We start from the raw sequence: 14080 nt of genomic DNA, 5'->3' as shown, positions 1-14080 counted from the left end.
AAAAAATCATCCACAAACACTTCTCGTTTGCATCGATGCGGAGAATCGCAGTATGAGACGGTCATGCGAAAGACGGCAAACACAGACGAATCGTGGATGCGCGAGGCGCTGAAAGAAGCGCAAAAGGCGGGCCGAAAAGCAGAGGTCCCCATCGGCGCCGTCGCCGTAAAAAACGGAAAGATCGTGGGCCGCGCGCACAACGTGCGCGAACAGACCCAGAATCCGCTCGGCCACGCCGAACTTTTGCTCGTGGGAAAGCTCTCGAAGAAGCTCAAGAGCTGGCGGCTGGACGACATCACGATCTACGTCACCTGCGAGCCGTGCCTCATGTGCGCCGGAGCGATGCTGCAGGCCCGGATCCCCCGGGTGGTCTACGGATGCGCAGACCCCAAGGCAGGGGCCATGGGCACGCTCTACGACGTGTCGCACGACCCCAGGCTAAATCACTCCATGGAGGTGAAATCAGGGGTGTTGGAACCGGACTGCAGAAAGGCGCTCAACGATTTTTTCAGGGCGCTCAGGGGTAAAAAGTCTTGATCATAGCAGAGGCATGATCGGATTCCCTCTGAACAGAGGCACCGTTATTCTGACGTGGCTGACCGGCATCCCCGGCTTGAAAAAATCGCTGGCAGGAATCAACGGATTTTCAGCTCGCAGAGAAGTCACGGACACCCCAAACCCGGCGCGTCTGAGAAAACCGTAGTCAAAATTCTTCGAGTTGAACTTGTATATGTCGACTGTCCCGCCGGGACGCACCGCCAGAAGCGCCGACAGCATCATGGGCGCCCACCCGAACGACGGCGGAGCGACCATCACGGCCTTGTCCGCAAAAGGCTTATCAAAGGCGTACGGCACGACCTCCTCCGCCCTCCCCCTGAGTATCACGTGGTTGCGGGGGACAAAGCCGATCTGTTCTATCCGCTCTTCGGAGATCTCCGGCACGGTCGGATCGATCGAGAACACGAACGCGGAAGGATCTTCGGCCGCCATCCGCAAACCGTTCAAGGCGGAGCCGCCGCCTAGCTCCAACAGTATCTTCCGGCGCGAACGGAGGGTACGGCATAACCGGGCCTCGAAGAGGGTGTCCTCGAGGGAACTCTTTTCCACGGCCTGCGGCACCTCGCGAACCCTGCAGAGCAGAGCACCCCTTATGAAGGGGGCCATCTCCTCATTGTAGGGAATGGACAGATCGCCCATGCGGTTTGCGAAGACTGCGTCTATCATCGCCGCTTCGACAAACGAGGGGTCATGGGGCAAGGACTTGATCTTCGTGAGCGCCTGCGAAGGCCGCATCGAAGACATGGCCGCGAAGGCGAAACCGGAGGCCTCTTCAAAGTCGGCCAGCAGCTTCGCGCCGTTCTGCCCCGCATCCGCCGTGAGTTCCGGCGCAGGCGCCCCCGGCTCATGCGCCCAGAGGATCTCTAGGGTGAGGATGTGCGCCTCCGCTATAGCCTCCCGTTCCAAGACCCCGATCCTGCCGGACGCGAGCGCCTTGACGATCACCGACTGCAACGCCTCGACGATGCGCCTGGTCCTCGGATCCGTCAGCTCCCGCGCCGCCGTCATGCCGCGCAGGAGGAGCATGAGATCGAAATCCATCCCCTCCGTCGAATCCTGGAGCACTGCAAGCGCATCAGAGACCTCGATGTTTATCTCCCAGAGCCTCTTCCTCGCCTTCGCAAGCTCGTTCTTTCCGGCCGACCTTATCTGCGACAGCTCCTCAAGCTGCATGTCTATCATGAGTTTCAGATGCTCGCTCTCGACCATGGATCTCAGCCCGCACAAACGCTCCTCCGCCAAACTCGCGGCGCGCCCGATATCCTTATAGAACCTCATGAGCTCGTGCTTCGCGGGATGGGAGCGGAGAATTTTCCAAGGCAGGGATTCAAGCGAACGTAGCACAACGCCGGTATCGGCAAAAAACTCGAACCTCTTCGCGAACCCCTGCGAGTGAAGGGATAACAGGGGCGCGCGCCTGACCACCGATTCGTAGGCCTGCCAGAACTCCCACCAAAGCCTGCGGCCCTGCGGGGTGGCGAACACCGAGGGGTCGTCCATCGCGCCGAGCAGTTCGTCGTGCAAAAGCTCGACATCGGGATCGCTGCGGAGCGCCTCTTCTATGACAGAGCGGCCCCAGTCCCTGGCATCGGGGGCGCTGAACATCGAGTATGTCTGATCGAGCCGGTTCATCCGCCCCATCTCCTCCGGTTTACCGCCACCAGGGTGTTATCGGCCCAGACCCGCGGCGGTTGCGTGAAAAATTAGGCGGCCTTTTCAAGGCGTTAGCGGCCAGATTTGGTGTTGCGCAAAGCCACCCCCTGTGTTTAATAGGCAAGTTTCGTTCGTTCTTTCAAGATAGGGGCTTGGATGTTGAGCGGAGAGGTGCCAGAGTGGTCGATCGGGGCGGTCTCGAAAACCGTTGACCTTCGAAAGGAGGTCCGTGGGTTCGAATCCCACCCTCTCCGCTGAATGTTCCTAATTTTTTTACCGCCCCTGACGATTGCATCGGCGTTGGCAATTAATTATACTTCCAAAAATACAAGAGGAGGAAGATATGAGGAAGATAGTGCTGGCGATACTCTTATTGGCGGTCGTGGTCTATTTCTTCAGCAATAAATACATCATCAAGTCCGGTCGATCGACCGACGGCAAGTACAGCCTCGTGCTCGTAGACAAGAACGACGGCAGCGTCAAACAGCTGATCGGCGGAAAGTAAATATCGCATCAAAGAAGACTGAGTCCGGAGAGGTGACCGAGCGGCCGAAGGTGCACGCCTGGAGAGCGTGTGTACTGAAAGGTACCGCGGGTTCGAATCCCGCCCTCTCCGCCAATTTTTATGCCCGTCTCCCCGAAGAAGCAGACCCTGCTGGCAAAGCGGATGCGTGATCTCGGCATACGGGAGGCCGACATCATCGAGCATTTCATCCGCTCGTCGGGAAAGGGCGGCCAGCACGTCAACAAGACGTCGACATGCGTCGTACTCCGCCATCCGCCCACCGGCATGGAAGTCCGCTGCCAGACCGAACGCAGCCAGGCGATAAACCGCCACCTCGCGCGCGTGCGGCTCATGGAGAAGATAGAGCGGATGATGATTGGCAGGAAGAGCGCGGAGGAGCAGCGCCGATGGAAGGTGAAAAAACAGAAACGCCGCAGGTCCAGACGCGCGAAAGAGAAGGTCCTGGAGCTGAAGCACAGGCAGTCCGAGAAGAAACGCCAGAGGAAGCCCCCCTCCTTCGACGAATGAGGGGCGAAATCCTCTTGCCTTTTGAGGCCGCCTCCGGCTAGACGAGTGAAGAGTCGCGATTACGGGGGCGGTCGGGTCCCATGCGATCGGGCGGCGGCTAACCCCGCCAGGCCCGGAAGGGAGCAACGGTACCCGCTCGTCGATGCGCCGTGGAAAAACCTGGCCGCCCTTGTATTTTTTCAAACATCCTATGAGCTACCAAGTATTGGCGAGAAAATATCGCCCCCAAAGATTCTCCGAGGTGGTGGGACAGGAACACATCACCACCACGCTCCGAAATGCGCTCGCCCAGGGCAGGATCCATCACGCTTACCTGTTCACCGGGGTGCGCGGCGTGGGCAAGACCACGGTGGCGCGAATACTCGCCAAGGCGCTCAACTGCAAGGAGCCCAGGGACTTCGAGCCCTGCGGGGAATGCGGCCCCTGCCGCGAGATAACCGAGGGCAGGTCGCTCGACGTGCAGGAGATCGACGGCGCCTCCAACACAGGGGTCGACGACGTGCGCGAGATCCGCGAGCGGGTGAAGTACATGCCCTCCTCCGGCCGCTACAAGATCTACATCATCGACGAAGTCCACATGCTATCCACGCCGGCGTTCAACGCGCTGCTCAAAACGCTGGAGGAACCGCCGGCGCACGCGGTCTTCATATTCGCGACCACCGAATCCCACAAGATTCCGGCCACGATCCTCTCCCGCTGCCAGAGGCATGACTTCAGGCGCATACCCTCCGTGCTGATCGCATCGACGCTCTCGAAGATCGCGAGTCAGGAGTCCGTATCCATAGAGGAGGACGCGCTGAGGCTCATCGCGCGGGAGGCGACCGGAAGCCTGCGCGACGCGCAGTCGCTCTTCGACCAGGCGATCGCGTACTCCGGAAAAGAGATAAGTTCGAACTCGATAAAGGGCATGCTGGGATTCCTCGACAGGGCGCTGCTCTTCGGCACGGTCGAGGCGGCGCTCGAAAAGGACGCGAAGCGCGCGCTAGCGGCGCTCGACGAGGTCTTCGCGACCGGCGCGGACCTCGTCCGCTTCTCGGGTGACATACTCGAGGTGTTGAGGCACCTGCTCGTGCTCTCCGAGTGCGGGAAGGAGAAGATGAACCTCGACCTCACCTCCGACGAGGCCGATGCCCTGAAGAAGCTCGCGGCGCGCACGGAGGCGACCGAGCTGCACCAGATATTCTCCATCTGGTACAACGTCTCGGAGCAGGTCTCGCATTCGCCCTTCCCGAAGATGCTCCTGGAGGTGGGGCTGATGAGGCTCACCCGCGTGGGTCCCTCGCAGCAGATAAGCGAGATCGTGGCGAAGCTCGACGCCCTGCTGGAGGGCGAGGGCAAGCCAACGCCGATGCCCACGAAGATTGAGACGAAGGAGCCGGAGGCCGCAGATCCGCACGCGGCGAACCTCGCCTTCGAGCCCGTGGACGTGGAGGGCGAGCGCCGCTGGCAGGAGTTCATGCGATGGCTCGTGACCGAGAAACCTCAGGCCGCAGCCATCCTCGATCAGGGGTCGCTTGAATCGCTGACGCAGGACACGGCGAAGGTGAGGTTCGACAACCGCCATCTCGCCGACATGCAAGCCGAGGAGGAGAGGCGCACCGCGGTCGAGTCCCTGCTGGCGAGATTCTTCAAGAGGCCGATGAGGCTCGTCCTGAATCAGGATGCACCACAGGAGAAAGCGGGTGAGAAACCCGGCCGCGCGCAGAAGAACAAGGACTTGGTGAAAGAGGCGCTCAGCGACGACATCGTGCGCCAGGCTGCCGACATACTCGGAGCGAAACTGCACGACGTGAAGACCAGCGCAAAGTGAGATGAACATGGACATGAAATCGATAATGAAACAGGCGCAGGCCCTCCAGGCCGAAATGGCGAAGAAACAGGAGGAACTGGCAAAGCGGACGTTCGAGGCCAGCTCGGGCGGAGGCATGGTCACGGCCCGGGTCAACGGAAAGCACGAGCTCATCGCGCTCTCAATCGAGCCCTCCGTGGCGAGCGCGGGCGACGTGGAGATGCTGCAGGACCTGGTGCTGGCGGCGGTCAACGAGGCATTCAAGAGGGCGACGGAGGCGGCGCAGTCCGAGCTCTCCTCGATGATGGGGGGGATGGGCGGGCTCGGGGGCATGTTCGGATGACTCCAATCGACAGGCTGATACACGAGCTGGCGAAGCTGCCCGGCATAGGCGAGCGCACCGCTCAAAGGCTGGCGTTCTTCATACTGCGCCAGCCGAAGGAATATTCCGAAGCGCTCGCAGGCGCGCTCTCGGACGTCAAAGAGAAGGTCCGCCTCTGCTCGGAATGCCAGAACCTCACCGAACACGACCCATGCGGGATCTGCAGCGACCCACGCCGCATCCGGGAGACGATCTGCGTGGTCGAGGAACCCTCTGATGTGATGGCGGTGGAGCGCACGCACTCCTTCCGCGGCCGCTACCACATTCTGCACGGCGCGCTCTCGCCGCTGGACGGCATCGGCCCCGAAGACCTCAAGATCGCGGACCTCATCCGCAGGCTGGAGTCAGGCGGCGTCTCCGAAGTCATCGTGGCCACCAACGCCTCGGTCGAAGGAGAAGCGACCGCGCTCTACATATCGCGCCTCATCAAGCCCACGGGCATCAGGGTCACAAGGCTCGCCTCAGGCATCCCGGTCGGCGGCGACCTTGAATACATCGACGCCTCCACCCTCACCCGGGCGCTGGAGGAGCGTAGGGAGATCTGACCCTCTTAACCATTGGTAATCATTAAACAATTTAATTTTTAAGGGACGCAACTCCCGGGGGCCTGCCTGCCGATAATATTGTCGGGGGCAGCATATCATCAGGAGGCGGCATGTCAGATGCAGTGGGATCCATCTCGACGGCAAAAACCACCAATACCAATTCGACCACCACTTCAGGGGCCACGGAGAAACCCAAAGTAAACCCTGATATCGCCGAATCAAAGGCAATGCTTGAGGCAGGCCAGGCGACGTTGATATGCGTCCTGAGCCAGCCGAACGTAGGCGCGTGCATCAGCGCCGCGGGCCTGGGCGCACCACCCAGCTTCGGAACACCGGCGCAACCGGTTGTAACGGAGTCAGGCGACAGCACGAAGTCCGGCGGAATCAACATCACCTGCGGCGAGCCCCCAGAAAAAACAAGCACCGAACCGGTTGTTCCACAAAAGATCACCGGATAAGCCGATCATTGCATTTCTATCCCCACCCAACTATTAATCCTTATCGTGAACCTCAAGTCGCGCAGCATGCTCGTGGCGCTTTCCGTCTCCGCGGCGCTCGCCATAGCGAAGGTGGTCGTGGGGCTCATCACCATGTCCATGGCGGTGCTGGCCTCGGCGCTGGATTCGCTCATGGACATATTCTCCATGGCCATTGGCTTTGCGGCTGTCCGCACCTCTGAAAAGCCTGCGGACGACAAGCACCAGTACGGCCACGGCAAGGCTGAGGCGATAGCGGGCCTTCTTCAGGCAACCCTCATCGCGGTCTCCGCCTCCTTCCTCATCTGGCAGTCCTTCCACCGCATCATCGACGGCTATCATCTCCAGGACGAGGAGCTGGGCCTCGGCATGATAGTGGTGGCGCTGGTGGTGAGCTCCTGGCTGGCGAGGAAGCTAAAGAGGGTCGGTGAGTGCGAGAGTTCGACCGCGCTCGCCGCGAGCGCGCTCAACTACGGCTCCGACGTCTGGACCAACGCCGGCGTGCTCGTGGCACTGGGGCTCGAGAGGTGGGCGCAGGTCAAGAACGCCGACCCTATCATCTCGATCCTCATCTCCCTCTACATCGCGATCTCCGCGGTCCGCATCGCGCGCGACGCGATCTCGCAGCTCATGGACCTCTCCCTTCCCAGGGACATGATCCGCAAGATCGACCACTGCGTGCGCTCGTACCATCCCAGGGTGCGCGGCTATCACAGGCTCCGCACGCGCATGGTCGGCCAGGAGAAGCACATCGAGTTTCACCTGGAGGTCGAGCGCGGCCTCTCCTTCGAGGACGCGCACCTGCTCACGGAACAGATCATCGCCGACATCAGACACGCCATCCCCAACTCGTACGTCACGGTGCACACGGACCCGGTCTAGACTCCGGGTTCCAAGGATAGAATTACGCTCCACCATCCTCGCCCGCAGCCCCGTCTGAAACCGGGAGCAGGAAAGGCGGAATCTGGAATTCCTCTCCACCCTTCACGTCCGAGTAACCTGAAAAGATCCTCACGAACGTGGTTCTGCTAAAGGCGTTGCGGAAATAGTCATAAAGGTCCGTTTCGCCGGCGCGCTCCTCGATCCGTGAAAGCCAGGCAAAGAGATGCCGCCTGCCTTGTTCGCTCAGCACCCGTTGAAGGAGTGTATCCAGGATCGCATAGTCATATTCCGTCTTCCGGGGGAATGACATCTGCATGTCGAGCCAATGGCGCGCGAGAAAGACGAACGCCCATCCGAATCGCGTGGCGCCCTGCCCATTGTCGAGAAAGAGCGACTGCACGCGCTCCGGAGGATACTGCTCCCATGCCGCAGGCAGGGCGCCGAAGATCGTGAAGGCTTGTTTGCCGTACTGCTCAATGAGCCGCAGGAAGAAGGCGTGGGTCTCGTGCGCCTCCAGCCGACCCTTGGTGGCCTCATATGCCTTGCCGAGGGTGTCGTAGGTTTCCCGCAACTCAAAGTAGCTGGGGTCCGCGACGAGGACAGCCTTGCGAATCTCCATGATCTCGGCCACGGGCTGTCCCGCTTCCAACACAGGCACGAGACCCGTGAGGATAGATATGGGCGCTTCACCGTTCGAGAACATCCACGAACGAATGCGATCGATGAACTGGCACGAACCGATGATGAGCGACAAGGCCTCTTCCTCGCCAATCCCCTGTCGGATGGCCGTCTCATAGACCTTGAAGGCGATACCCGCGTGTCCGCGGCAGGAGAGCACGAGTTCCTCGATCAGCTCCTCCTTGCCTGAGATATCGCCATCAAACTCTCGAAGGACTTTCACGAGCCCCTCCAACGCATCGAGCTCGTAGCGATTGTCACGGTTCTCCTTTTTATACAGGTGTCGCAGTGCGGTCTGATAGAGGATCGCGCCGTCATAATCCCTTCCCAGTTTATCCTCGCTGAGTCTCCCCTTGAAGCGCAGATGTCCGCTGCCCCCATTGGCGAAGTACCGCTTCAATACCTCCGCATCGTCGCCCGCCACCGTAATGACCTCACGCCTAGTTAGGACACGATTGATGAGGGCATCCAGCAGGGCGAAAGCCTTTTCGCGATCGAAACATCGCTTCCTCATGAGATGGAAAGCGCGCTCCAGGTTAAAGAAAGATGCACTCGGGTCGTCGTGCCAGAACTGCACCATCCGTCCGAACTGATCGCGGACCTGATCGGAGGTATAGCCAAACTTCAGGGCCGCAGTGACGGCTTCAGGCAACACCATTAGAACTTCTCCCCGTGCCCACGGCTGAGTTGATGATGCAACCTCATCGACAAGCTTCGAGAGTCTCCGCTTGTTTCCCCCGTCGCCGCCATCATCGCCGCCGCCGATACCGCCCGGCGCGGATGGTGAGTCGCCAGATCCGCCTGAGGTTATGGATTGAGGCGCGGTGAAGAGCGGATGCATGCGGATATTTGCGAATGGAGAATGGATCAGGTGTGAGGCGATTGTTTCCATACTGGAGAAAATCGAAATGCCGCCCAACGCAGGGGCACTCACTCCAGGCGCGTTCACAAATACGCCTGCACCAGCGACACAGACATTCGTCTGGCCAACAGGGAACACTAGGCCTCCTGTCCATATATCGGACCTTCGTCTATATCGGCACCCCCCTGTATTTTGTTGTGCGATAAATAAACTTGATAATTCATATGGTTAGCGCAGCGGTCCCATTGAGGGGCAGGCTCCGCTTCCAAGCCTTTCAGTAGTATCACTGCGACAGGCGCAGGGGACGCCCCTTTGCGACAATCGGGCGCGGCTTCGAGCGTAGTGCATGAGGAATGGAAAAATCGGACTGGTTTCGTGAGTTTGGGGCCTGACAGGCAGGAAGACACCAAGTTCACAGAAACCAGCCGATTTTTTCGGACGAGTAACGGAGCGAGTGGCGCCGTCGCAATGGGGCGTCCCCGACGAGCCTGTCGCAACGATTTGAGAACTGGGACACGGAGATTTGGTTTTGACTTCGACTACTTATACGCTATGAATGATCCCTCAAACAGGGGTTCAGGGGGAGATGAAAAAGCCGGAAACAACCATACCGAAGCCGATCGAGCTCATGACCGAGAGCAAGATGCCTCTCTCCCCGGTCTCCATCGCCACGATGGAGCATAGGAACACGGGCCTGTGCAGGACGCAGAGGCCTGTGTTCGTGGAATGCGTCCCCGCCTGCCAGAGCGCATGCCCCACGGCGAGCGACGTGGAGTCGTGGATCAGATTGCTTCAGGCCGGAAAGACGGCCGAGGCCTATGAGGCGGCGACCGTCGAGAACCCCTTCCCCGCCATCACCGGACGCGTCTGCACGCACCCGTGCACAACGGCCTGCAACCGGGGCAAACTGGGCGGGGCGGTGAACATAAAGTCGCTCGAGCGCACGGTCGGGGACTCGCAGGCAGGAGCCCTCCCCGCGGCGCAGCCCTTCTTCAAGGCCTCGGGCAGAAAGATCGCGGTCGTGGGCTCAGGACCCGCAGGGCTCGCCTGCGCATACCACTCGCGCAGGATGGGCCACGACGTGATCGTCTTCGAGGGCGCGGAGCGGGCCGGCGGAATGCTCCGCTACGGCCTCCCATCCTTCCGCCTGCCCAAGGAGATCCTCGACCGCGAGATCGCAAGGCTCGCCTCGATGGGCGTGGAGGTAAAGACCTCGAAGCCGGTGCCGGACGCGACTCACATGCAGTCGCTCCGCCAGGAATACAATGCGGTCTACATAGCCATCGGCTCGCTGCGCGCCAAGACGCTCGGACTCGGAGAAGAACACGTCTCCGGCGTAATCCCCGGGCTCTCATTCCTCAAGGGGGTGAGCGAAGGACATAAACCCAAGCTCGGCAAGAAAGTCGTGGTCGTCGGCGGCTGCAACACCTCCATCGACGCCGCGCGCACGGCGCTCCGGCTCGGCGCCGAGGTCACGGTGATCTTCGCGGGCCCGCGCGATTCCATGAGCGCGTTCGCAGAATCGATAGACGCGGCCCTCGAAGAGGGAGTGAAGATCGAGGAGATGACGGAAGCGGTGAAGGTGCTGACCGCCCAGGGCCGCGCGTCGGCAGTCGCCTGCCGGAAGGATGCCTCTGAGATCGAGTTTGCGGCGGACACGGTCATCGCAGCGCCGGGCGAAAGGATCGACACCTCGATAATACCCTCCTCCCTGCACGTGCAGGGGGGGTCGCTGATAGTGGACGAGACCGGCCGCACCGAATGGCTCAACGTCTTCGCGGGCGGCGATTTCACAGGCGGCCCGCACTCGGTGGTCCATGCGCTGGCAGCGGGCAAGCGCACCGCGATAGCGATCGACTGCCTCCTCAGGGGCGAGGGAGGGGTAGGATCGATCGAGGGGTGCAGCATTGAAGGCAGCGGCCCGGCCTTGATCTCCAGATACGTCGAGAAGAGGTTGGGCTCGTCGCCTGCACGCAAGACGATAGGCGCCGCCGTGCTCCGCGATAAAGTCGTTCGCTTCGAAGACTTGAACAGCGCCTACTTCGCCGACTCCGCTCCATTTGCCGCGCCCCGGAGGAACGCCAAGGCCTCCGTCGCCGACGAGCCGTTCGCTGAGATCGAAGGCCCGCTGGACGCCAAGTCAATGGCCGCGGAACTCGCCCGCTGCTTCCACTGCGGCCGCTGCACCGAGTGCGGCAACTGCTATATATACTGCCCGGACCTCTCCATAGCGAAACGCGACGGCGGCTACGACCTCGACCTCCATCACTGCAAGGGCTGCGGCATCTGCAAGACCGAATGCCCGCGCGCCGCGATAGAAATGGCGAGCGAGGAGAAAAAGGCCTGATATGAAACAGGGAGGGCCCATCACGTTGAATCAGGCGGTGGCAAAAGCGGCGGCGCTCACGCGCGCGCAGGTCATATGCGCCGCGTCCGGCGCGCTGCAGGATGAGCTGCGTGCGCTCCTCGCCTCTCAATGCCAAAACGCGGGCCGCGGCCGCTTCATCGCGGCCGAATCCGGCCGCTCCGCCCTGGCCGTCGCCGCGGGCGCGGCGCAGGCAGGCGCGCGCGTCTTCGCTGCGGCGTCCGCAGAGCAGCTCGCAGCTGCGCAGGACATCCTCTTCTGGACCGCATACGCCAGGCTCCCGATAGTCCTGGCCTGCGCCTCCGGCGCCATGGGCCCGGCAGCAGGCACGCAGGGCGACATGACCGGCGTCGCGGCGCAGCGCGACACGGGCTGGATAACCCTGCTCTGCCGGACCGGCCAGGAGATCATCGACTCCGCCATCATCGCCTGCAGGCTCGCAGAGAAAGCGAGGCTCCCGGCCATGGTCTGCTACGACCCCCTCTCCCCTGCCGGGGATAACGAAAGGGCGTTCATCCCGGAGGAAAAGTCGGTGGATCGCTTCCTCGGGGAGCCCCGAAGCGAGTTCGCGATCGATCCTAAAAACCCCCGCGCCCTCTGTCCGTACGTGGGCCCGGATTACGACATGGAGTTCCGGCGTAAGATCGGCTCTGCGCACAAGGCTGTGGAACAAGCCTTCGCGGATACGGCCGGTGATTTCTCGAGGACGTTCGATCGCAAGTACAGGGCGATCGAGGAGATCGGCGCGAAGGATGCGGAAACCGTGATCGTGGCGTCCGGCGCCATCGCCGAATCCGCGCGGACAGCTGCGGAGGGTTTGAGACAGAGGGGCGAATCCGTGGGGCTCATCAACATGAGGATGCTCTCTCCGACCCCTGTCATGGAGATAAGGGACGCAATCGCGGGGATGAAGGCCGGGACCAAGAGACTCGTGGTCATCGACAACAGCCCCGGGCACAGCCTTGGCGGAGCGCTGGTCCAGGAGATAAAAGTCGCGCTCGCCGGCATACCCGGCGCGCCGATCACGGTGGCAGTGCACGCGGGCCTGGGGGGAAGGACCGTGGGCCCAGCGGACATAGCAACGGCTTGCTCCCGCGCCAGGGAAGCGGATGCAGGCGCAGCTCCGATCTGGATAGGGTTGAGGGAATAGATGAAAGAGGATCCGAAGCAAACAGGGCAGGGCGTCTCTTTGCAGGGCTATGACCTGCGCGAACTCCTCTCCGCCGGGCACGCAGCCTGCCCGGGATGCGGATCAGCGCTCGCCCTGAGGCTGGCGCTCAAGGCGCTTGGCCCCGATTCGATCATGGTGATCCCGCGCTCCTGCACGACCTTCTCGATGGGTCCATTCCCCTATACGGGCGCCTGCGTCTCGATCTTGCACGCAGCCGAAGGCACGGCCGCAGCATCCGCCTCCGGAGTGCGCGCAGCGCTCGATCAGACGGGGAAAAAGGAAACGACGGTCGTGGCGTGGGCGGACGCAGACGATGCACTGGGAGCAGGTCTCCCGCAACTCATCGAGGCCGCCCTCCGCGACGAGGACATCATCTACGTCCTGTGCGACAGTTCCAGCCCCTCCGACCGAAAGAATCGGGCGCCCATAGACGATATCGTCGCAGCGCACGAGGTTCCCTACCGCGCCTCCACGACTCCGGCGCTTCCCATGGATCTCGACGGCAAATTCAAGAAGGCGCGATCGCTCCGGGGATTCAGATTCATACACGTGCTCGCCGCCTGCCCCGCAAGGCAAGGCTGCGACCCGTCGCAGTCGGTGGAGATCATGCGCAACGCCGCCCTCTCCGGCGAATTCGCGATATACGAGGCCGAAAGCAAAAGCAGCATGCCGATAAAAACAGACGAATGAGGAGACATCTTAAATGACAAAATACCCTCGGGAGTTTCTGCTCGCAATACCCAAGACCGATCTCCACGTTCACCTGGACGGGAGCCTCAGACTCGATACGCTGATAGAGTTAGCGAAGAACCAGCAGATCGCGCTGCCCTCGTACACGGAGGAAGGGCTCCGCAAGAGCGTGTTCAAAAACCGCTATCGCGACCTCGTCGACTACCTCCAGGGATTCCAGTACACCACAGCCGTGCTGCAGACGCCCGAGGCGCTGGAGCGAGCGGCTTACGAGCTGTGCCTCGACAACTTCGCCGAGGGGGTCCGATACCTCGAGGTGCGCTTTGCGCCGCAGCTGCACGCGAACCCCTCGATGAACGCGGACGACGTGCTCAAATTCGTAAACCGGGGGATGCAACGCGCCGAGGAAGAGATAAACTCGAAGCCGGAGATAAGATCAGGCGGAGAGCCGCAATTTCACTACGGCATCATCGGCTGCGCCATGCGCATGTTCGACGCGCAGTCGGCCTCGTACTACCGGAGACTCGTGGAGATACATCCCTACATGCCGATGGACGAGCTCCAGGCGCTCGCATCGCAGGACCTCGTACGCACGCTCATCCATGCGCGCGACGATCTGGGGATACCGATCGCGGGCTTCGATCTTGCGGGGGCCGAACACGGGTATCCGGCCGAGAAGCACAGCGAATCCTACGACCTGGCGCACAAAAACTTCATGAAGAAGACGGTCCATGCCGGCGAGGCGTACGGTCCGGCATCCATCTTCCAGGCAATAACCGATTGCCATGCGGACCGCATAGGCCACGGCACCCATCTCTTCGACGCGGAGATGGTCGATCTGCCCACCAAGGAAGAGAAAGAGACCTACGTGCGCAAACTGTGGGAATATATCGCGGACCGCCGCATCACCGTAGAGGTCTGCCTCACCTCGAACCTGCAGACCATGCCTCGGATAAAGTCCATCGACAAGCATCCGCTCAAGGAGATGTTGGCAAA

Annotated in this window: 14 protein-coding genes, 2 tRNA genes and 1 other RNA gene; 15 read left to right on the top strand and 2 right to left on the bottom strand. The window is 61.4% G+C overall.

Going from position 1 to position 14080, the window contains the following annotated elements; all coding sequences use genetic code 11:
• Positions 1-63 precede the first annotated feature (63 nt).
• The gene (gene tadA / locus WC683_08345; GenBank protein ID MFA4972609.1) at positions 64-537 is read left to right on the top strand and encodes a tRNA adenosine(34) deaminase TadA; all 474 of its coding nucleotides are present in this window, start codon (positions 64-66) and stop codon (positions 535-537) included.
• Here the strand turns inward: tadA and WC683_08340 are convergent, their stop codons facing one another.
• Entirely contained in the window at positions 538-2190 is a 1653-nt protein-coding gene (locus WC683_08340) for a hypothetical protein (protein MFA4972608.1), read from the bottom strand. It lies immediately after the preceding gene.
• A 186-nt stretch (positions 2191-2376) separates the two neighbouring features.
• On the opposite strand from WC683_08340, the gene WC683_08335 reads away from it, so the two are divergent.
• The 10 genes from WC683_08335 (at position 2377) to WC683_08290 (ending at position 7318) form a co-directional block, all read left to right on the top strand.
• Positions 2377-2465, top strand: a tRNA-Ser gene (locus tag WC683_08335).
• 89 nt (positions 2466-2554) lie between these two features.
• Positions 2555-2716 (top strand): hypothetical protein, encoded by a 162-nt coding sequence (locus WC683_08330; GenBank protein ID MFA4972607.1) that lies wholly within the window; start codon positions 2555-2557, stop codon positions 2714-2716.
• A gap of 26 nt (positions 2717-2742) precedes the next feature.
• Positions 2743-2830 (top strand) — tRNA-Ser (locus WC683_08325).
• Between the two features lie 6 nt (positions 2831-2836).
• On the top strand, positions 2837-3244 hold the full coding sequence (locus WC683_08320) for a peptide chain release factor-like protein (GenBank protein ID MFA4972606.1): 408 nt from the start codon (positions 2837-2839) through the stop codon (positions 3242-3244).
• Positions 3245-3313: 69 nt separating this feature from the next.
• Positions 3314-3412, top strand: an RNA gene (gene ffs / locus WC683_08315) — signal recognition particle sRNA small type.
• 22 nt (positions 3413-3434) lie between these two features.
• Positions 3435-5054, top strand: coding sequence for a DNA polymerase III subunit gamma/tau (gene dnaX / locus WC683_08310; protein MFA4972605.1), 1620 nt, complete (start codon positions 3435-3437; stop codon positions 5052-5054).
• Positions 5055-5061: 7 nt separating this feature from the next.
• Positions 5062-5376, top strand: a complete 315-nt coding sequence (locus WC683_08305) for a YbaB/EbfC family nucleoid-associated protein (GenBank protein MFA4972604.1) — start codon at positions 5062-5064, stop codon at positions 5374-5376.
• Entirely contained in the window at positions 5373-5960 is a 588-nt protein-coding gene (gene recR, locus WC683_08300; GenBank protein MFA4972603.1) for a recombination mediator RecR, read from the top strand. The genes WC683_08305 and recR overlap by 4 nt, the downstream gene beginning before the upstream one ends.
• 110 nt (positions 5961-6070) lie before the next feature.
• On the top strand, positions 6071-6418 hold the full coding sequence (locus tag WC683_08295; protein ID MFA4972602.1) for a hypothetical protein: 348 nt from the start codon (positions 6071-6073) through the stop codon (positions 6416-6418).
• Between the two features lie 45 nt (positions 6419-6463).
• Positions 6464-7318 (top strand): cation diffusion facilitator family transporter, encoded by an 855-nt coding sequence (locus WC683_08290; protein ID MFA4972601.1) that lies wholly within the window; start codon positions 6464-6466, stop codon positions 7316-7318.
• 22 nt (positions 7319-7340) lie between these two features.
• On the opposite strand, the gene WC683_08285 is transcribed toward WC683_08290, so the two are convergent.
• A complete protein-coding gene (locus tag WC683_08285; protein ID MFA4972600.1) occupies positions 7341-8654 on the bottom strand; it encodes a hypothetical protein in 1314 nt (437 codons plus the stop codon).
• 790 nt (positions 8655-9444) lie between these two features.
• On the opposite strand from WC683_08285, the gene WC683_08280 reads away from it, so the two are divergent.
• From WC683_08280 to WC683_08265, 4 genes are all read left to right on the top strand, one after another.
• Positions 9445-11205: an FAD-dependent oxidoreductase gene (locus WC683_08280; protein MFA4972599.1), complete on the top strand. Its 1761-nt coding sequence runs from the start codon at positions 9445-9447 to the stop codon at positions 11203-11205.
• A 1-nt stretch (position 11206) separates the two neighbouring features.
• Positions 11207-12373 (top strand): transketolase C-terminal domain-containing protein, encoded by a 1167-nt coding sequence (locus tag WC683_08275; GenBank protein ID MFA4972598.1) that lies wholly within the window; start codon positions 11207-11209, stop codon positions 12371-12373.
• Positions 12374-13084, top strand: a complete 711-nt coding sequence (locus WC683_08270; GenBank protein ID MFA4972597.1) for a hypothetical protein — start codon at positions 12374-12376, stop codon at positions 13082-13084. It abuts the gene before it with no gap.
• Positions 13085-13097: 13 nt separating this feature from the next.
• Positions 13098-14080: adenosine deaminase family protein (locus WC683_08265; protein ID MFA4972596.1), on the top strand; the 983-nt coding region annotated here is incomplete at its 3' end.

Source organism: bacterium, from assembly GCA_041648665.1.
GTDB lineage: Bacteria > UBA10199 > UBA10199 > 2-02-FULL-44-16 > JAAZCA01 > JAFGMW01.
The sequence above is the reverse complement of the archived record's forward strand: the minus strand, read 5'-3'. Positions and strand labels throughout refer to the sequence as shown.